Here is a 20,526-nt window from a genome sequence, read left to right as displayed (position 1 = left end):
AAAGTTCACAGTTGTGAATATGGCAAAACTTATTTTTCAAACTAGCCGGGCAGGATTTAACGCCCTGTCTGGCTTTTTCTTTCAATAAACTATTCTATTTTTAATCATTTGTTAAAGAGATCGTTCTTTACAAACGATTATCGAGCTGCGTAAAGAGTCTTTATAAAGACCTATACTAAAGGGAGGTAGGCTCCTTGATAGACGTTAATGAATTTGAATATATGAAAATTGGTTTAGCATCGCCTGACAAGATTCGTTCTTGGTCATATGGTGAAGTTAAAAAACCTGAAACAATCAACTATCGTACATTAAAACCAGAAAAAGATGGTTTATTCTGTGAGCGTATTTTTGGTCCAACAAAGGACTGGGAATGTCATTGTGGTAAATACAAGCGTGTACGTTATAAAGGCGTAGTTTGTGATCGTTGTGGCGTTGAAGTAACACGTGCGAAAGTTCGCCGTGAACGCATGGGGCACATTGAATTAGCAGCACCAGTTTCTCATATTTGGTACTTCAAAGGTATTCCAAGCCGTATGGGTCTTATTTTAGATATGTCTCCGCGTGCTTTAGAAGAAGTAATCTATTTTGCTTCTTACGTTGTGATTGACTCAGGTGCTACTAATTTAGAAAGTAAACAACTGCTTTCTGAAAAAGAGTATCGTGCGTACCGCGAAAAATTCGGAAACACATTTGAAGCATCTATGGGTGCAGAAGCTATTAAAAAATTATTAAACAAAATTGACCTAGAAGACGAAACACAATCTTTAAAAGAAGAGTTGAAATCTGCACAAGGTCAAAGACGTACACGTGCTATTAAACGTTTAGAAGTTGTAGAATCATTCCGTAACTCAGGTAACTCTCCTGAATGGATGATTTTAGATGTACTACCTGTAATTCCACCTGAGCTTCGTCCAATGGTGCAATTAGATGGTGGACGTTTTGCAACTTCAGATTTAAACGATCTATACCGTCGTGTTATCAACCGTAATAACCGTTTAAAACGTTTATTAGATTTAGGGGCTCCAAGCATCATCGTACAAAACGAAAAACGTATGTTACAAGAAGCTGTTGACGCATTAATTGATAATGGTCGTCGCGGACGTCCTGTAACAGGTCCTGGTAACCGCCCATTAAAATCACTTTCGCATATGTTAAAAGGTAAACAAGGTCGTTTCCGTCAAAACTTATTAGGTAAACGTGTTGACTACTCTGGTCGTTCGGTTATCGTAGTAGGACCTAATTTAAAAATGTACCAATGTGGTTTACCAAAAGAAATGGCTATCGAATTATTCAAGCCATTCGTTATGAAAGAGTTAGTGGAACGTGGTCTTGCTCATAACATTAAATCTGCTAAGCGTAAAATCGAACGTTTAAACAACGACGTCTGGGATGTTTTAGAAGATGTTATCCGTGAGCATCCAGTATTACTAAACCGTGCACCAACGCTTCACCGTCTTGGTATTCAAGCATTTGAACCAACACTAGTTGAAGGTCGTGCTATTCGTCTGCACCCCTTAGTATGTACAGCCTATAATGCTGACTTCGATGGTGACCAAATGGCAGTTCACGTACCGTTATCAGCAGAAGCTCAAGCAGAAGCTCGTCTTCTAATGCTTGCTGCACAAAACATTTTAAACCCAAAAGATGGTAAGCCTGTTGTAACGCCATCTCAAGATATGGTATTAGGAAACTACTACTTAACACTTGAGCGTGAAAGTGCTCGCGGTGAAGGTTCTGTTTTCTATGGTCCAAATGAAGTGTTAATTGCTTATGATACAGGTCATGTACATTTGCATACACGTATTGCGATTAAAGCTGGTTCGTTAAATAACCCAACATTTACTGAGGAACAAAATAATATGTTCCTATTAACAACTGTTGGTAAAGTGATCTTTAACGAAATCTTACCAAAATCATTCCCATATATTAACGAGCCAACTGACTTTAACTTAGAGCAAGCAACACCAGAGAAATACTTTGCTAAGTTAACAATTGATGAAGAAACACTGAAAGAGCTTGAAACAGATAGCACTTATAACAGTCTTGATGAAAAAGGAAAGATTGCTGCACAACGTTCGGCTGTACTGCGTAAGTATTTTGAATCAGTACCTGTTGTCAATCCATTCCGTAAAAAATTCTTAGGTAATATCATTGCTGAAGTGTTTAAACGTTACCATATTACGGAAACATCTAAAATGCTTGATCGCATGAAAAATCTAGGTTTCAAATATTCCACACGTGCAGGTATTACAGTAGGTGTATCTGATATCGTGGTATTACCTGATAAAGGTGAAATTTTAGCAGAAGCTCAAGAAAAAGTGGATAAAGTTCAAGCGCAATTCCGTCGTGGTTTCATCACAGAGGATGAGCGTTATGATCGTGTTATCTCAAGCTGGAGTGCTGCGAAAGATGAAATTCAAGCGAAGCTGATGAAGTCACTCGAAAAAACAAATCCAATTTTCATGATGTCTGACTCAGGTGCCCGTGGTAACGCATCTAACTTTACACAGTTAGCAGGTATGCGTGGTCTGATGGCCAACCCGGCTGGTCGTATCATCGAACTTCCAATTAAATCTTCATTCCGTGAAGGTTTAACAGTATTAGAATACTTCATCTCTACGCATGGTGCTCGTAAAGGTCTTGCCGATACAGCTCTAAAAACAGCCGATTCAGGTTACTTAACGCGTCGTCTTGTTGACGTTGCACAGGATGTTATTGTGCGTGAAGATGATTGTGGAACTGACCGTGGCTTAACGATTGGTGCATTAATGGAAGGCACAGAATTAATCGAGGCTCTGGACGAACGTATTGTTGGGCGTCATACGAAGAAAACAATCTACCACCCTGAAACTGGTGAAGTTATTCTTGCCAAAGACGGTTTAATCGACCAAGATATCGCTCGTGCAATTATCGAGGCTGGTATTGAAGAAGTGACAATCCGTTCAGCATTTACATGTAATACAAAACATGGTGTATGTAAAAAATGCTACGGCATGAACTTAGCAACAGGTGAAAAGGTTGAGGTTGGAGAAGCAGTTGGTATTATTGCAGCTCAATCAATCGGTGAGCCAGGTACACAATTAACAATGCGTACATTCCATACAGGTGGGGTTGCTGGAGATGATATTACACAAGGTCTTCCACGTATCCAAGAGATCTTTGAAGCGCGTAATCCAAAAGGTCAATCGGTTATTTCAGAAATTGCGGGTACTGTTTCCGATATCACTGAAATCCGTGAAGGCTTAAAAGAGATTACAGTTCAAGGTGACGTAGAAACCCGTAAGTACCAAGCACCTTATAATGCACGCTTGAAAGTTATCGAAGGTGACAATGTAGAGCGTGGTCAAGTTTTAACAGAGGGTTCTATCGATCCAAAACAATTGTTAAAAGTCAAAGACGTTTCAACTGTTCAGGAATATTTATTAAAAGAGGTTCAAAAAGTATACCGTATGCAAGGGGTAGAAATTGGGGATAAACATATCGAGGTAATGGTTCGTCAAATGCTTCGTAAAGTGCGTGTAATTGAAGCTGGCGATACAGAGTTACTACCAGGCTCATTACTAGATATTCACCAATTCTCAGAGGCAAACGCAGATGCTGTGATGAATGGCAAAAACCCTGCAACTTGCCGTCCTGTCATTCTAGGTATTACAAAAGCTTCTCTTGAAACAGAATCATTCTTATCAGCAGCATCATTCCAAGAAACAACACGTGTGTTAACAGATGCAGCAATTAAGGGTAAACGTGACGAGCTTCTTGGCTTAAAAGAGAACGTAATTATCGGTAAGCTTGTTCCAGCAGGTACGGGTATGCAACGTTATCGTCAAATCCGCATCGAAAAAGATGAGCTTGACGCAGAAGTCATTTCTGCTGAATAAATATTAAAATAAGGCCGAAGAGATGCATATTTTTATCATCTCTTCGGACTTTTTAAAGATATTAGTTGACAGTGCAAATGAGTAATGATAATATATTGAAGGTTGATAGTTAACTGTCTGTACTTCGGAGGATATGTAAATGTCTTATGATAAAGTAAGGGCTAGTCAAACAATCATAGGTACAAAGCAAACAGTAAAAGCAATGCGAGCTGGTTCAGTGAAAGAACTTTTTGTGGCACTTGATGCAGACAATTGGGTAACCGATTCGGCCATATCTTTCGCGAGAGAAATCGGTATACCAGTTGTTCTTGTTGAGTCAAAAAAAGAGCTGGGCAAAGCCTGTGGAATCCATGTTGGAGCTGCAGTAGTTGCAATTACTGTAGAGTAGTTTTTGTGTAAAAAGCACAAAGACTTTGTTTTTACCCAAAAAATGAACCACCTGGATGTGTGGTATTAAAAAAGAAGGAATGAAGGGAGGAAAAATCGATGCCTACAATTAACCAATTGGTACGTAAGCCTCGTAAATCTAAAATCACGAAATCAAATTCACCAGCGTTAAACAAAGGATACAACTCATTTAAAAAATCTTTAACTGATGTTAAATCTCCTCAAAAACGTGGTGTTTGTACTCGTGTAGGTACAATGACGCCTAAAAAACCAAACTCAGCGTTACGTAAATACGCTCGTGTACGTTTAACTAACCAAATCGAGGTTACAGCGTACATTCCTGGTGAAGGTCACAACTTACAAGAGCACAGTGTTGTTCTTATCCGTGGCGGTCGTGTAAAAGACTTACCAGGTGTTCGTTACCATATCGTTCGTGGTGCTCTTGATACTGCTGGTGTAAACGGCCGTATGCAATCACGTTCTCTATACGGAACAAAACGCCCTAAAGAAAAAAAATAATCTGATTTTAAAAAGATAACTATTTGAAAGGAGGAAAACACATGCCTCGTAAAGGTCCTGTTTCCAAACGTGACGTGTTACCAGATCCAATTTATAATTCAAAGCTAGTAACTCGTTTAATCAATAAAATGATGGTTGATGGTAAAAGAGGTACTTCTCAAAAGATTTTATACGGTGCGTTTGAATTAGTAAAAGAACGTTCTGGTGAAAATCCAATCGAAGTATTTGAAGCTGCTCTAAATAACGTAATGCCAGTTCTTGAAGTACGTGCTCGCCGTGTTGGTGGTTCTAACTACCAAGTACCAGTTGAAGTACGCCCAGAACGTCGTACAACTTTAGGTCTTCGTTACCTAGTTAACTATGCTCGTCTTCGTGGTGAAAAAACAATGGAAGAGCGCTTAGCTAACGAAATTCTTGATGCTTCTAACAATACTGGTGCATCAGTTAAGAAACGTGAAGATATGCACAAAATGGCAGAAGCGAACAAAGCATTCGCTCACTACCGTTGGTAATCTAAACATCGCATAAGCCCAATATGGAAGGAGAAATACCTAATGAAACGCGAATTCTCACTAGAGAATACTCGTAATATTGGGATCATGGCTCATATTGATGCTGGTAAAACAACAACAACAGAGCGTATCCTTTATTACACAGGTAAGATTCACAAAATCGGTGAAACTCATGAAGGCGCTTCTCAAATGGACTGGATGGAGCAAGAGCAAGAACGTGGTATCACAATCACTTCTGCTGCAACAACAGCTCAATGGGACGGTCATCGTGTTAACATCATCGATACTCCTGGACACGTAGACTTCACTGTAGAAGTTGAACGTTCTTTACGTGTACTTGATGGTGCAGTAACAGTTCTTGATGCTCAATCAGGTGTTGAGCCACAAACTGAAACTGTATGGCGTCAAGCTACTACTTACGGTGTTCCACGTATCGTATTCATTAATAAAATGGATAAAATGGGTGCAGACTTCCTATACTCTGTAGGCACTTTACATGAGCGTTTACAAGCAAATGCACATCCTATCCAATTACCAATCGGTGCTGAAGATGAGTTCAAAGGAATCATTGACTTAATCGAAATGAATGTTACTTACTACGATAACGAAGAAGGTACAGCATTACGTGAAGGCGAAGCAATTCCTGAAGAACATCAAGCACAAGCAGAAGAATACCGTGAAAAATTAATTGAAGCAATTGCTGAAATTAATGAAGATATCATGGAAAAATACTTCGCTGGTGAAGAGATTACAAAGGAAGAGCTGAAAGCAGCAATCCGTAAAGCAACAATTGCGGTAGAATTCTACCCTGTTCTTTGTGGTACAGCATTCAAACACAAAGGTGTTCGTAAAATGCTTGATGCAGTAATCAACTACCTTCCAGCTCCAACAGATGTACCTGCTATTAAAGGTACTTTACCAGACTCAGAGGAAGAAATTGTACGTCATTCTTCTGACGAAGAACCATTCTCGGCTCTTGCGTTTAAAGTAATGACTGACCCATTCGTTGGGAAATTAACATTCTTCCGTGTGTATTCTGGTATTTTACAATCAGGTTCATATGTACAAAACTCTACGAAGGGTAAACGTGAGCGTGTAGGTCGTATCCTACAAATGCACGCTAACTCTCGTGAAGAGATCTCTCAAGTGTTTGCAGGGGATATCGCTGCAGCTGTAGGTCTTAAAGATACTACAACTGGTGATACATTATGTGACGAGAAAAACCTAGTTATTCTTGAATCAATGGAATTCCCAGAACCAGTTATCTCTCTTTCTGTAGAACCAAAATCAAAAGCAGACCAAGATAAAATGGGTCAAGCTTTACAAAAACTACAAGAAGAAGATCCAACATTCCGTGCACATACAGACCAAGAAACTGGTCAAACAATCATCTCAGGTATGGGTGAGCTTCACCTTGATATCTTAGTTGATCGTATGCGTCGTGAATTCAAAGTAGAAGCTAACGTTGGTGCTCCACAAGTTTCTTACCGTGAAACATTCCGTGGCTCTGCTCAAGTTGAAGGTAAATTCGTTCGCCAATCAGGTGGTCGTGGTCAATTCGGTCACGTTTGGATTGAATTCTCTCCAAACGAAGAAGGAAAAGGCTTTGAATTTGAAAATGCTATCGTTGGTGGTGTAGTTCCACGTGAATACATTCCTGCTGTAGAAGCTGGTCTTAAAGACTCTCTACAAAACGGTGTACTTGCTGGTTACCCATTAATCGACATCAAAGCGAGACTATTCGATGGTTCTTACCATGATGTTGACTCTAACGAAATGGCTTTCAAAATCGCTGCATCAATGGCTCTTAAAAACGCGGTTTCTAAATGTAACCCAGTTTTACTTGAACCAATGATGAAGGTTGAAGTTGTAATTCCTGAAGAATACCTTGGTGATATCATGGGTAACATCACTTCTCGCCGTGGTCGCGTAGAAGGTATGGAAGCTCGCGGTAACGCTCAAGTTGTTCGTGCAATGGTTCCACTTTCAGAAATGTTTGGATATGCAACAACTTTACGTTCTGCAACGCAAGGTCGTGGTGTATTCTCAATGGTATTCGATCATTATGAAGAAGTACCAAAATCAATTTCTGAAGAGATCATCAAAAAAAATAAAGGTGAATAATTGAAATTTCATCTTGCATCAAGTATAACTAATCTGTAAGCTATGATTGCAGGATAGGGAATGGGCCCGTTCCCTGTCAGCATTCATACTATAAATTAAAAAATAAACATATAATTTTGAGGAGGCAATCTCTAATGGCTAAAGAAAAATTTGACCGTTCTAAAACGCATGCTAACATTGGTACAATCGGACACGTTGACCATGGTAAAACTACTTTAACTGCTGCAATCGCTACAGTTCTTTCTAAAAAAATGGGTGGTACAGCTAAATCTTACGCTGACATCGACAACGCTCCAGAAGAAAAAGAGCGTGGTATCACAATCAATACTTCTCACGTAGAGTATGAAACTGAAACTCGTCACTATGCACACGTTGACTGCCCAGGACATGCTGACTATGTTAAAAACATGATTACTGGTGCTGCACAAATGGACGGCGGTATCTTAGTAGTATCTGCTGCTGATGGTCCAATGCCACAAACTCGTGAGCACATCCTTTTATCTCGTCAAGTAGGTGTTCCATACTTAGTAGTATTCATGAACAAATGTGATATGGTTGATGACGAAGAATTATTAGAATTAGTAGAAATGGAAATCCGTGACCTACTATCTGAATATGACTTCCCAGGTGACGATATTCCTGTAATCAAAGGTTCTGCTCTTAAAGCTCTTGAAGGCGAACCAGAATGGGAAGAAAAAATCGTTGAATTAATGGACGCTGTAGATTCTTACATCCCAACTCCAGAACGTCAAACTGACAAACCATTCATGATGCCAGTAGAGGACGTATTCTCTATCACTGGTCGTGGTACAGTTGCAACTGGCCGTGTTGAACGTGGTCAAGTTAAAGTTGGTGACGTAGTTGAAATCATCGGTATTGCTGAAGAAGCGAAATCTACTACTGTAACTGGTGTAGAAATGTTCCGTAAATTATTAGACTATGCTGAAGCTGGTGATAACATCGGTGCTTTACTACGTGGTGTTGCTCGTGAAGAAATCCAACGTGGTCAAGTATTAGCTAAACCAGGTTCAATCACTCCACACACTAACTTCAAAGCTGAAGTTTATGTTTTATCAAAAGAAGAGGGTGGCCGTCATACTCCATTCTTCTCTAACTACCGTCCTCAGTTCTACTTCCGTACAACTGATGTAACAGGTATCTGTAACTTACCAGAAGGCGTTGAAATGGTAATGCCTGGTGATAACATTGAAATGACAGTTGAACTTATCGCTCCAATCGCTCTTGAAGAAGGTACTAAATTCTCTATCCGTGAGGGTGGCCGTACTGTAGGCGCTGGCGTAGTTTCTTCTATCCAAAAATAATTTTAGCTTTTGCTAATTCCTTAAACCAATCTGTGGGGACGCCTACAGATTGGTTTTTTGTATTTGTTCTTTAAAGTGTAGATGGCTAGGATTTATTCAATATAGCTAAATAGAATAATGAATATTCTAAATATATATTTTATTTATACAAAGGTTTTCTATTATAATAAACATAATGGAAAGAGGAGTAGATCACTCTTCAAAACAAGGGGGACTATATTTTTATGTCTAATTATGTTCAAGTAGGAAATTTGCAAGTAGCATCCATTCTTTTTGATTTTATTAATACACAAGCACTTCCTGAAAGTGGTGTTGAACAACAAGCATTTTGGACAGGCTTTGAACAGTTAATTGAGGAGCTTACACCTGAAAATAAGGCATTGCTTGCACGACGTGATGAACTACAAGAGACGATTAACCAATGGCATAAAGATCATGAATTTGATTTTGCCGCGTATAAATCATTTTTAGAGGGAATTGGTTATTTAGAGCCAAAAGTAGAAGATTTTAGCGTAGCTACTGAAAATGTTGATGAAGCAGTTGCTGTCCAAGCTGGACCTCAGCTAGTAGTGCCAGTAAATAATGCACGCTATGCCATTAATGCAGCAAATGCCCGTTGGGGAAGTCTATATGATGCTTTATATGGTACAGATGCAATTAGTGAAGAAGATGGGGCAGAAGTGGGGAAAGGCTATAATCCAGTACGCGGTGCGAAAGTAATTGCTTATGCAAGAGAATTTTTAGACAAAGCTGTTCCGTTAATGAATGCTTCTCATACAGATGTAGCTAAATATGCTATTGTAAACGGTCAGTTGCTGGCAACATTGCTGAACAATGATGAAGCAACACTTGTTGAATCTAATAAATTTGCTGGCTATCAAGGAGAGGCTGACGCACCAAGCGCTATTTTATTAAAAAATAATGGTCTTCATATTGAAATTCAAATTGATCGTAATCATGCAATTGGTAAGGATGATGCAGCAGGTGTGAAGGATGTTGTTTTAGAATCGGCGGTGACTACGATTATGGATTGTGAAGACTCTGTAGCAGCTGTAGATGCAGAAGATAAAGTGGAAGTATATACAAATTGGCTTGGTTTAATGAAAGGTGATTTAGCAGCAACATTTGAAAAAGGCAGTAAAACAATGACCCGTACACTGAATCCAGATCGTGTGTACAAGGATGCAGATGGCAATACACTAACACTTCCAGGACGCTCGCTAATGTTTGTACGGAATGTAGGACATTTAATGACAAACCCAGCAATTTTAGATAAGGATGGTTTTGAGGTTCCAGAGGGAATTATGGATGGGGTTATGACGAGCTTGATTGCAAAGCATGAACTGCTTGGTAATGGTCAATATAAAAATTCACAAAAAGGCTCTATTTACATTGTTAAGCCAAAAATGCATGGCTCACAAGAAGTAGCATTTGCTAATAAACTATTTGGCCGTATCGAAGATTTATTAAATTTAGAGCGTTTTACATTGAAAATTGGTGTTATGGATGAGGAGCGCCGTACATCGTTAAACTTAAAAGCGTGTATAAAGGAAGTAAAAGATCGTATTGTCTTTATTAATACTGGGTTCCTTGATCGTACAGGTGATGAAATTCATACATCAATGGAAGCAGGTCCTATGATTCGTAAGGGTGAAATGAAGGCATCTACATGGCTAACAGCTTATGAAAAATCCAATGTAGTAGTAGGCTTAAATACAGGATTACAGGGACGTGCACAAATTGGAAAAGGTATGTGGGCAATGCCGGATTTAATGGCAGCAATGCTAGAGCAAAAAATTGGTCATCCAAAAGCAGGGGCTAATACAGCTTGGGTTCCTTCACCAACTGCTGCAACTTTACATGCTACACATTATCATCAAGTCGATGTAAAGGAAGTACAAAAGGGCATTTCTAGCTCAGAGGATTTACAAGATGGTATACTTGAAATCCCATTAGCAATCGAAACAAATTGGAGTGCTGAAGAGATTCAGCAGGAACTAGATAATAATGCACAAGGCATTTTAGGCTATGTAGTACGCTGGGTAGAGCAGGGAGTAGGATGTTCGAAGGTTCCTGATATTAATGATATTGGTCTAATGGAAGACCGTGCAACATTACGTATTTCTAGTCAGCATGTAGCAAACTGGTTGCATCATGGGGTTTGCACAGAGGAGCAAGTGCGTGAAACAATGGAACGTATGGCAAAGGTAGTAGATGGTCAAAATGCTGACGATGCTGAATACCGACCAATGTCCTCTAACCTAAATGAATCTGTGGCATTCCAAGCAGCATGTGATTTAGTGTTTAAGGGTTACGAGCAACCAAGTGGTTATACAGAGCCAATCTTACACAAAAAGCGTTTAGAAGCAAAGGCAAAATATCAAGCAAAAATAAATGCATAAAAAATCTCTTAATAAGTAAAGACGATGAGTAGTTAAGTGAACAGCTTTAACAGAGATTAAGCTAGCCATCTGGTATCAATAGTCTATTGGTGCCAGATGGCTAAGCTATTTTTAGAAGTAGTGGTAATTATAAAAGTACGCATATACGTACATTTTTCTTGGCGTATAAAAATTACCTATCAATAATCTATAGTTTTGTTAATGTGGAATAAAATCATAGGCAAGCGCAATAAATTCACGTACAGCATAAGAGAGATACTTGTTTTTTTTCCAAGTCATACCAAGCTCTAAATAAATATTTTCTTCTTTAAATGGAACAGCCTTTATTGTATTATATTGGATTTTATCACAAATTCTTTTCGGTAAAAGTGCGATACCGAGCTTAGCGGCTACCATTTCAATCATTAAATCCTTCTGAGTAGACTCACAGGCGATATTTGGGAAAAATCCATTTTTTGAACACTCCTCAATAATACGGTCATAGAGTGTGAAATCTTTGCGATAAAGAACAAACATTTCCTGCTGTAAATCAATCATATCGACCGTCTCTTTCTGAGCAAGTGGATGCTCATGATGGACAATTAACATGAGCGGATCTTTTAAAATACTAATGACTTCTACGTAATCATTTACCACACATAAATTACAAATAAGCCCAATATCAAGGTCTCCTGATTCCACACCTTCTCTAATTTTTTTTGTACCCACCTCTGTTAGCACGATTTCCACATATGGATAACGTTCCTTGTATTGACTAACGAGCTTTGAAAAAAATTCCGCGCCGACAATGGGGGGAATACCAATACGAATTTTCCCTTTTTTGAGTTCCATTAAATCTGTTAGCTCTGAGCGTATATTTTTAAATGCTTCTAGGACATGTTGCGTATTAATGAGAACAGCATGCCCTGCATCCGTTAATTCTAACTGCTTGGAGGAGCGATAAAATAGTGGGACATCTAGCTCTACTTCTAACTGTTGGATAGCTTTACTAATAGATGGCTGTGATACATGAAGCGTTGCAGCCGCTTTTGTAAAGCTAAGTTGTTTTGCTACCTCAGCAAAGTATTCTAGCTGTCGAATATCCATTGTGGGAACCTCCTTTATTAGATGTAACCCTATTATAGCATCTGCGAGGACGTCTATAGATTGTTTTTTGTGTTAAAATAAGGGAAATTAGAAGATGTCCATTGGTGTTTGTATACATAATAGCTAGCACGTTATATGGGATAAATTATTAAATAGAAAGAGGGATTTGAAAGTGGAGATGAAGATTTTACTTATTGAAGATGACCCATCCATTTTTCAGATGATTCAAGAACGCTTTGCACAATGGTCATTACAAGTAATCGGACCTAAAAATTTCCAAAAGGTGATGGATGATTTTATAGAGGAAAAACCTCATCTTGTGCTTATTGATATTCAATTGCCTGCCTATGATGGCTTCCATTGGTGTCGTGAAATTCGTCATCTTTCAAAGGTTCCAATCTTGTTCCTATCCTCTCGTGATCACCCAATGGATATGGTGATGGCTATGCAGATGGGGGCAGATGATTTTATACAAAAACCTTTTCACATGGAAGTATTACTTGCTAAAACACAGGCTATTTTGCGCCGTACATACGACTATGTTGAAGAAAAAATGGATATAAGTCGCTTTAATGATGCTGTAATTGATTATGCAAGGAGTGAGATTGTATATGATGGAGCTATTGCCTCGTTAACAAAAAATGAGCTCTTTATCTTGCGGATCTTAGTGGAAAAGGCGAATCAAATTGTATCGAGAGATGAGCTGATGAGAAAGCTTTGGGATGATGAACGTTTTGTAAACGATAATACATTGTCAGTTAATGTTAATCGCCTGCGCACAAAGCTTGAGGAGATTGGTTTACAAGAAGTGATTCAAACAAAAAAGGGACTTGGCTATATAGCAGTAAACCAAGGGATGTGAGTAAAATTGCTACTACTATTTATACGCGAACGATTAGCATGGCTAGGCTATTTTGCCTTTATTTCGGCAATATTGAACCTATTATTTGCTTTAGATATAGGGTTAGAGAGCATTTCTATTTGGTATGTAAACATGAGTTTGTTTATTAGTTTTACACTCTTTTTTGTATGGCGTTACATTGTTGAAGTTGGGAAATTAAAAGATTTCCTGGGAAATATGGAGAGTTATTTAGATGAGATTGATAAAAATCGTCTCACTTTGTCCCCTTTTCAAGAACTTTATTTTCGAAAAATGGGAGCTATCTTTGATGAGAAGAAAGTGGAGTTAAATCAAGCGAAAGTGCAGCTTCAGGAATATTCGGATGGGTTGCTGGCATGGGTGCATGAAGTAAAAGCCCCTTTAACAGCTATTAATTTAATGCTAGAGCATGTTGAAGACTTAGAGTTGCGTCGAAAATTAGAGAATGAATGGCTAAGGCTACATTTATTGGTGGATCAGCAGCTACATCAAACGCGATTACACTCAATCGAAAAGGATAATTACTTAACAGAGGTTGAACTAAAGCCGATTATCTATAAGGAAATTCGAGCTATGCAAGCTTGGTGTATCGAAAAAGGTATTGGCTTTGAGGTGGATAAGCTTACGGAAACCGTTCTAACCGATAGCAAGTGGTTAGCATTTATTGTTCGACAAATTCTTTCAAATGCTATTAAGTATAGTCCAGTAGATTCTGAAATAATAATATGGGCAGAAGTTGATACTACAGAAGCAATATTATTGCATATCAAAGATATAGGCATTGGTATTGCTTCAGAAGATTTACCTCGTATTTTTCAAAAATCATATACTGGTACAATTGGAAGAGAATCCACACAATCTACAGGTATGGGCCTTTATTTAGCATATAATGTAGCACAAAAATTAGGTATTCGTATTCATGTACAATCAAAAGTTGGCGAAGGCTCATTATTTACATTACGCTTTCCGCTACAAAATGCATATGCCAAACTAACAGGTAGATGACAAAATTGTCACCTATCTTTTTATATTGTCATGTAAAACGCACGAATTACTAGTGACGGCAGGGTACACTTGAAAGAGAGAAAGGGGCGTTTACAAATTGACAGTTTTAATTGGTCGTAAAATAAAAAAGGTTTATGGAAAAAAATCAACAGCTCAAGAAGTATTAAAGGGCATTGATGTAGAAGTAAATAAAGGTGAATTTGTAGGGATTATGGGACCATCTGGCTCAGGGAAAACAACGCTTTTAAATGTTTTATGCTCCATCGATTATGCAACAGAAGGTGTTATTGAAATAAACGGGCAAAATTTACGTGGCATGAAGGAAAAGGCCTTAGCAAATTTCCGTCGAGAACAACTCGGCTTTATATTTCAAGATTATAATTTATTGGAAACTTTAACAGTAAAAGAAAATATTCTTTTACCATTAGCTATTAGTAAACTACCTAAAGCTATTGCAGAAAGTCGTGTGAAAGAACTAACACATTTACTTGGTATCACAGAAATTTTAAATAAATACCCAAATGAAATTTCAGGTGGGCAAAAGCAGCGTACATCAGCAGCTCGTGCATTGATTACAAATCCATCCCTTGTCTTTGCAGATGAGCCTACAGGTGCACTTGATTCTAAGTCGGCTACAGCACTATTAAAAAATTTACAAAGTATCAATGAAACAAAAGAGGCTACGATTATGATGGTGACACATGATGCTGTAGCAGCTAGCTTCTGTACACGTGTGTTATTTTTAAAAGATGGCTTGATTTATAGTGAGCTTTATAAGGGCGATAAAACAAGACAAGTATTCTTTCAGGAAATTATGCATACGCAAAGTGTGCTAGGCGGTGATGGCTATGAGTCTTAGCAAGCTTGTGCTACGCAGTATGAAGAAAAACATGAAGCATTACTATCTCTACTTTTTTGCACTTATTTTTAGTGTCACATTATATTTTTCCTTTGTTACACTGCAATACAATGCTGAAGTATGGGAGGCTGTTCAAATAAGTGGAACAGCTACAGCAGGGTTTAAAGCAGCAACATACATTTTATATTTTATTGTGCTATTTTTTGTGCTCTATGCCAACCACCTATTTATGAAGCGCCGCAGTAAAGAGGTCGGCTTATATCAATTAATTGGCATGACAAAGGGATTGATTGTACGTTTATTAGCGATTGAAAATATATTATTATTTGTTGGAGCTGTTCTCATAGGCATACTAGCAGGCTTCTTTAGCTCACGTGTATTTGCCATGATTTTATTGCGTGTACTTGAAAAAGAAGCTCTTGTTACAATGGCATTTAGTACACAGGCATTACAACAGTCCATCCTTGTATTTGCCATACTTTTAATCATTGTGCTTATCCAAATGGCATGGATGATTCATCGTGTTTCATTGCTATCATTATTTAGCGCTGCAAAACAAGCTGATGAGCGTGTAAGACGCTTTAGTGGCATACAAATGGTAATTGGCTTTTTAGGACTTATTATGATTGGTTACGGCTATTATGCTTCTACAAAGCTATTTAATATTGATGATGCAGGTTATCTTTTTACGAATATGATTATTATTTTAGCTACTACCATTGGTGGAACCTTCCTTGTTTTCCGTTTCTCTATAGCATTTATTATGAATACAATTCGCTTAAAGAAAAAAGGACATTTATCGGTTCAGGATGTTTTAGCTCTGACGCCGATTATGCATCGTATGAAAAGCAATGCAAAATCATTAACACTTATTACAGTATTAACAGGCGTATCTCTAGGTATTACAACTTTGTCCTATATTTCCTACTATTCATCAGAAGCAACAGCGTATAGTCAAGTTCCGGGTGATTTTATATTGCTTGAAAATGATGGGGAGGAATTTTTAAAGGCATTAGAACAGCACAATATTGCATTTACTCAAGTAGATTACCGTTTACAAGGGGTATCAGCTACGGTGGGGCAATTAATGTCTAAAGAGCAAAAAGACAATCCTTTATATACAATGGAAGGTGTTATTTATACGATTCCACTCTCTGATTACCAGCAAAAAGTTCCCACAGCTTCATTATCAGATAATAATGTGATTTTAACAAACTATGGTGGCTATATGGCTGAGATGTTTCCGTTAGAGAAAGATCGAGATATCGAGGTATCAATAGGGCAACTTAAAGAAACCTTTCATGTGGAGGATATTCAAAAGCATAGCCTGATAAGTAGTATTGTCACTGCTGGAGGTGGGGGGCCTATCTTTGTTGTAACAGATGAAATGTTTAACCATTTAGTAGCATCATCGGAGCAAGGCAATCAGCAGCAGGCTATCTCTTTACAATTAGCAGATGTATATCCTTGGCATCAACAAACAACCATTACATTAAAATCAAAAGAGGATATAGAAAAAGCAGAGCAATTGTATCGGGAAACGGGTGCGGATGTTCTGACGGTTGTAGATAATGAAGGAGACTCACATGAATATAAGCAATCGTCTTATGAAATGCAACGTAAGGGTAATATTGAATCATTAGGACTTACAATCTTTATTACAGCATTTTTAGGATTAGCTTTTTTAATGACGACAGGTAGTATTCTATATTTTAAACAGATGTCTGAGGCAGAGGAAGAACGTGATTCCTATACAATTTTAAGAAAGATTGGCTTTGCAGAAAAGGATATTATGAAGGGAATTTATATGAAGCAAGCTTTTAATTTCGGTGTTCCATTAGTGATTGGTTTATTGCATAGTTACTTTGCTGTGAAGTCAGGATGGTTTTTGTTTGGCACAGAGTTAACAACACCACTTTGGCTAGCAATGGGCTGTTATATCGCGCTATACGCTATCTTTGCTGTTCTCTCAGTCGGTTATTATAAAAAGGTAGTTCGAGAATCATTATAACTATTAAATAAGAAGAAATTCAAAAAGGGCTATCAAGAAAGTCAGATAACATTGGACTTTTTTGATAGCTCTACTTTAACTAAAATTATTTGAAAGTTTGAAAATATTAATAAGATAACCTTAAGTATTGCAATATGTCTTGAAATTTTATATACTAATAAACGGCTTAATAAGCGAAGAAAATAGTAGTAGTAAGAATATCAGCAACATTTAAAAGAATTTAGCGAAAAGACTTGCTTATTCTTTTTTTATTGTATATAATGTTGAATGTTGGTCTTTGACTGCGATGAAGCGAGAGGTTGCCGACACACCCGGCCGCTTTGCCATGGCGGTGTGTGGGAGAATTTTCGTGGAGAATGTCTAGAAAATAGGCGAGAAGGAGGGAAAATAATGGCAAAACAAAAGATTCGTATTCGTTTAAAAGCGTATGATCACCGTATTTTAGATCAATCTGCTGAGAAAATTGTGGAAACTGCAAAACGTTCAGGTGCAAGTGTATCAGGTCCGATTCCACTTCCAACTGAGAAGTCTGTGTACACAATTCTTCGTGCTGTTCACAAGTATAAAGACTCTCGTGAACAATTCGAAATGCGTACGCATAAACGTCTGATCGATATCGTTAACCCAACACCACAAACTGTTGACGCGTTAATGAAACTTGATTTACCATCTGGCGTTGATATCGAAATCAAACTTTAATGGTAAAAACAATATAACTTTTTAAAATTTACAGGAGGTGTGACAGATGGCTAAAGGAATCTTAGGTAGAAAAATTGGTATGACACAAGTTTTCGCTGAAAACGGCGATTTAATCCCAGTAACAGTTATCGAAGCTGCTCCAAACGTAGTGCTTCAAAAGAAAACTGTTGAAACAGATGGCTACGAAGCAATCCAAGTTGGTTTCGAAGATAAGCGTGTTAAGCTTTCTAACAAACCGGAACAAGGTCACGTAGCAAAAGCGAATACTGCTCCTAAGCGCTTCATTCGTGAATTCCGCAATGTGAACGTGGAAGAGTACGAAGTTGGTCAAGAAGTCAATGTAGAAATTTTCGCAGAAGGCGATGTAATTGATGTAACAGGTGTTACTAAAGGTAAAGGTTTCCAAGGTGTAATTAAACGCCACGGACAATCTCGTGGTCCAATGGCCCATGGTTCTCGTTACCACCGTCGTCCTGGTTCAATGGGTCCAGTTGCTCCGAACCGTGTATTCAAACAAAAGAAATTACCTGGTCAAATGGGTGGCAATGTAGTTACAATCCAAAACTTAGAGATCGTAAAAGTTGATGCAGAACGTAACTTACTACTTGTTAAAGGTAATGTTCCTGGTTCTAAAAAAGCTCTAGTTACAGTAAAAACTGCAATTAAAGCTAAGTAATTATTGAAAGAAAGGAGGAAACAGGAATGACAAAGGTATCTGTACTTAGTCAAACAGGTGCTTCAGTTGGCGAAATCGAATTAAACGATGCGATTTTCGGAATCGAGCCAAATGAAGCAGTATTATTCGACGCAGTAGTTGCACAACGCGCTTCTCTACGTCAAGGTAATCACAAAGTGAAAAACCGTTCTGAAGTTGCTGGTGGTGGTCGTAAACCATGGCGTCAAAAAGGAACTGGACGTGCTCGTCAAGGTTCTATCCGTTCTCCACAATGGCGCGGCGGTGGTATCGTATTCGGCCCTACTCCACGTAGCTATTCTTATAAATTACCTAAAAAAGTTCGTCGTTTAGCTCTTAAATCAGCTTTATCAGCTAAAGTAGTAGAACAAAACTTCTTAGTTCTTGATGCTCTGACTTTAGAAGCACCAAAAACAAAAGAATTCACAAAAATTCTTAAAGATCTTTCTTTAGAGAAAAAATCTTTATTCGTAACTGCTGACCTAGATGAAAACGTAGCATTATCTGCTCGTAACATCCCTGGTGTAACAGTGTTAACTGCAAATGGTATCAACGTTCTTGATCTATTAGGTCATGATAAAGTTGTATTCACTAAATCTGCAGTAGAAAAAGTTGAGGAGGTGCTTGGATAATGGAAGCACGTGATATTTTAAAACGTCCGGTCATTACTGAGCGTTCTTCAGAACTTATGGCAGAGAAAAAGTATACTTTCGAAGTAGACACTCGCGCTAACAAAACTCAAGTAAAAGACGCTGTAGAAGAAATCTTTGGCGTAAAAGTTGAGAAAGTAAACGTTCTTAACTACAAAGGTAAATTCAAGCGTGTTGGCCGTTATGGTGGTTACACTAACAAACGTCGTAAAGCGATTGTTAAATTAACTGCTGATAGCAAAGAAATTGAATTATTCGAAATGTAATCCTTAAAGGATTTATGATTTGAACACTCAAGAAGGAGGGAAAACACAATGGCGATTAAAAAGTATAAACCTACCTCTAATGGCCGTCGTAACATGACGTCATTAGACTTTGCGGAAATTACAACGAACAAGCCTGAGAAATCATTGCTTGAACCAACTAAACGCAAAGCTGGTCGTAATAACCAAGGTAAAATCACTGTTCGTCATCATGGTGGTGGTCATAAGAAGCAATACCGTGTTATCGATTTCAAACGTGTTAAAGATGGCATTCCGGCAAAAGTTGCTACTATTGAATATGATCCAAACCGTTCTGCGAATATCGCATTAATCAACTACGCTGATGGAGCAAAAGCTTACATCTTAGCACCAAAAGGATTAGAGGTTGGTCAAACAATCGTTTCTGGTCCAGATGCGGATATTAAAGTAGGTAATGCATTACCATTAGCAAACATTCCAATGGGTACTACAATCCATAACATCGAGTTAAAACCTGGTAAGGGCGGGCAATTAGTACGTTCAGCTGGTACTTCTGCGCAAGTACTTGGTCGTGAAGATAAGTACGTTATCGTTCGTTTACAATCTGGTGAAGTACGTTTAGTTTTAGCTACTTGCCGCGCTACAATCGGTCAAGTTGGTAACGAGCAACACGAACTTGTACACATCGGTAAAGCAGGTCGTAGCCGTTGGTTAGGTAAACGCCCAGAAGTTCGTGGTTCTGTAATGAACCCTAACGATCACCCACACGGTGGTGGTGAAGGACGTTCTCCAATCGGACGTAAATCACCAATGACTCCTTGGGGTAAACCAGCACTTGGTTACAAAACTCGCAAGAAGAAAAACAAATCGGATAAATTTATCATCCGTAGTCGTAAAAAATAAAGTGGTTAAACTACGGTTCTATGGGAGAGCCGTGGTGGAATCACGGAGGGAGGTTCCTACATGGGTCGCAGCTTGAAAAAAGGACCTTTTGTCGACGACCACTTAATGAAAAAAGTGGAGGCACAAGAGGCTTCTGAGAAAAAACAAGTTATCAAAACTTGGTCACGCCGTTCTACAATCTTCCCGAACTTCATCGGTTTAACGATTGCTGTATATGATGGACGTAAACATGTTCCTGTATACGTAACAGAAGATATGGTAGGCCATAAACTTGGTGAGTTCGCACCGACACGTACTTATAAAGGTCACGGTGCAGACGACAAGAAAACAAGACGCTAATTTTGAGAGGAGGT

At 38.4% G+C, this 20,526-nt stretch carries 18 protein-coding genes; 17 read left to right on the top strand and 1 reads right to left on the bottom strand.

Annotated features, from left to right (window positions below; all coding sequences use genetic code 11):
- The first annotated feature begins 194 nt into the window (after window positions 1-194).
- From rpoC to MHB44_RS22425, 7 genes are all read left to right on the top strand, one after another.
- The gene (gene rpoC / locus MHB44_RS22455; protein ID WP_341300944.1) at window positions 195-3,878 is read left to right on the top strand and encodes a DNA-directed RNA polymerase subunit beta'; all 3,684 of its coding nucleotides are present in this window, start codon (window positions 195-197) and stop codon (window positions 3,876-3,878) included.
- A 139-nt stretch (window positions 3,879-4,017) separates the two neighbouring features.
- Complete coding sequence (locus tag MHB44_RS22450) at window positions 4,018-4,266, top strand: ribosomal L7Ae/L30e/S12e/Gadd45 family protein (RefSeq protein WP_341300943.1); 249 nt, start codon at window positions 4,018-4,020, stop codon at window positions 4,264-4,266.
- Between the two features lie 98 nt (window positions 4,267-4,364).
- Complete coding sequence (gene rpsL, locus MHB44_RS22445) at window positions 4,365-4,784, top strand: 30S ribosomal protein S12 (RefSeq protein ID WP_004233609.1); 420 nt, start codon at window positions 4,365-4,367, stop codon at window positions 4,782-4,784.
- A gap of 41 nt (window positions 4,785-4,825) precedes the next feature.
- A complete protein-coding gene (gene rpsG / locus MHB44_RS22440) occupies window positions 4,826-5,296 on the top strand; it encodes a 30S ribosomal protein S7 (protein WP_053997226.1) in 471 nt (156 codons plus the stop codon).
- 42 nt (window positions 5,297-5,338) lie between these two features.
- Complete coding sequence (fusA, locus tag MHB44_RS22435; RefSeq protein WP_341300942.1) at window positions 5,339-7,420, top strand: elongation factor G; 2,082 nt, start codon at window positions 5,339-5,341, stop codon at window positions 7,418-7,420.
- A 134-nt stretch (window positions 7,421-7,554) separates the two neighbouring features.
- Complete coding sequence (tuf, locus tag MHB44_RS22430) at window positions 7,555-8,742, top strand: elongation factor Tu (protein WP_053997228.1); 1,188 nt, start codon at window positions 7,555-7,557, stop codon at window positions 8,740-8,742.
- A gap of 224 nt (window positions 8,743-8,966) precedes the next feature.
- A complete protein-coding gene (locus tag MHB44_RS22425) occupies window positions 8,967-11,144 on the top strand; it encodes a malate synthase G (RefSeq protein ID WP_341300941.1) in 2,178 nt (725 codons plus the stop codon).
- Between the two features lie 198 nt (window positions 11,145-11,342).
- Here MHB44_RS22425 and MHB44_RS22420 read toward each other — a convergent pair whose 3' ends face one another.
- Window positions 11,343-12,230, bottom strand: a complete 888-nt coding sequence (locus MHB44_RS22420) for a LysR family transcriptional regulator (RefSeq protein WP_341300940.1) — start codon at window positions 12,228-12,230, stop codon at window positions 11,343-11,345.
- 178 nt (window positions 12,231-12,408) lie between these two features.
- Between MHB44_RS22420 and MHB44_RS22415 the strand changes: the two genes are divergently transcribed.
- From MHB44_RS22415 to rpsS, 10 genes are all read left to right on the top strand, one after another.
- Window positions 12,409-13,092: a response regulator transcription factor gene (locus MHB44_RS22415; protein ID WP_341303028.1), complete on the top strand. Its 684-nt coding sequence runs from the start codon at window positions 12,409-12,411 to the stop codon at window positions 13,090-13,092.
- A 6-nt stretch (window positions 13,093-13,098) separates the two neighbouring features.
- Window positions 13,099-14,115: a sensor histidine kinase gene (locus MHB44_RS22410; RefSeq protein WP_341300939.1), complete on the top strand. Its 1,017-nt coding sequence runs from the start codon at window positions 13,099-13,101 to the stop codon at window positions 14,113-14,115.
- A 97-nt stretch (window positions 14,116-14,212) separates the two neighbouring features.
- On the top strand, window positions 14,213-14,974 hold the full coding sequence (locus MHB44_RS22405; protein ID WP_341300938.1) for an ABC transporter ATP-binding protein: 762 nt from the start codon (window positions 14,213-14,215) through the stop codon (window positions 14,972-14,974).
- The gene (locus tag MHB44_RS22400; RefSeq protein WP_341300937.1) at window positions 14,964-16,985 is read left to right on the top strand and encodes an ABC transporter permease; all 2,022 of its coding nucleotides are present in this window, start codon (window positions 14,964-14,966) and stop codon (window positions 16,983-16,985) included. The genes MHB44_RS22405 and MHB44_RS22400 overlap by 11 nt, the downstream gene beginning before the upstream one ends.
- A 390-nt stretch (window positions 16,986-17,375) precedes the next feature.
- Window positions 17,376-17,684: a 30S ribosomal protein S10 gene (rpsJ, locus tag MHB44_RS22395; protein ID WP_004233624.1), complete on the top strand. Its 309-nt coding sequence runs from the start codon at window positions 17,376-17,378 to the stop codon at window positions 17,682-17,684.
- A 46-nt stretch (window positions 17,685-17,730) separates the two neighbouring features.
- A complete protein-coding gene (gene rplC, locus MHB44_RS22390; protein ID WP_053997234.1) occupies window positions 17,731-18,360 on the top strand; it encodes a 50S ribosomal protein L3 in 630 nt (209 codons plus the stop codon).
- A 26-nt stretch (window positions 18,361-18,386) separates the two neighbouring features.
- Window positions 18,387-19,010 carry a 50S ribosomal protein L4 gene (gene rplD, locus MHB44_RS22385; RefSeq protein WP_053997235.1) on the top strand — a complete coding sequence of 208 codons (624 nt, stop codon included), beginning with the start codon at window positions 18,387-18,389 and terminating at the stop codon, window positions 19,008-19,010.
- Window positions 19,010-19,294 (top strand): 50S ribosomal protein L23, encoded by a 285-nt coding sequence (rplW, locus tag MHB44_RS22380; RefSeq protein WP_004233628.1) that lies wholly within the window; start codon window positions 19,010-19,012, stop codon window positions 19,292-19,294. Before rplD ends, rplW begins: the two co-directional genes overlap by 1 nt.
- A gap of 48 nt (window positions 19,295-19,342) precedes the next feature.
- Window positions 19,343-20,173, top strand: a complete 831-nt coding sequence (gene rplB / locus MHB44_RS22375; RefSeq protein WP_036124661.1) for a 50S ribosomal protein L2 — start codon at window positions 19,343-19,345, stop codon at window positions 20,171-20,173.
- A 60-nt stretch (window positions 20,174-20,233) separates the two neighbouring features.
- Complete coding sequence (gene rpsS / locus MHB44_RS22370; RefSeq protein ID WP_004233637.1) at window positions 20,234-20,512, top strand: 30S ribosomal protein S19; 279 nt, start codon at window positions 20,234-20,236, stop codon at window positions 20,510-20,512.
- Window positions 20,513-20,526 lie beyond the last annotated feature (14 nt).

It is taken from the genome of Lysinibacillus sp. FSL H8-0500 (genome assembly GCF_038051955.1).
Taxonomy (GTDB): domain Bacteria; phylum Bacillota; class Bacilli; order Bacillales_A; family Planococcaceae; genus Lysinibacillus; species Lysinibacillus macroides.
Note: the sequence above shows the minus strand (reverse complement) of the source record. Positions and strands in the feature narration are given on the sequence as shown.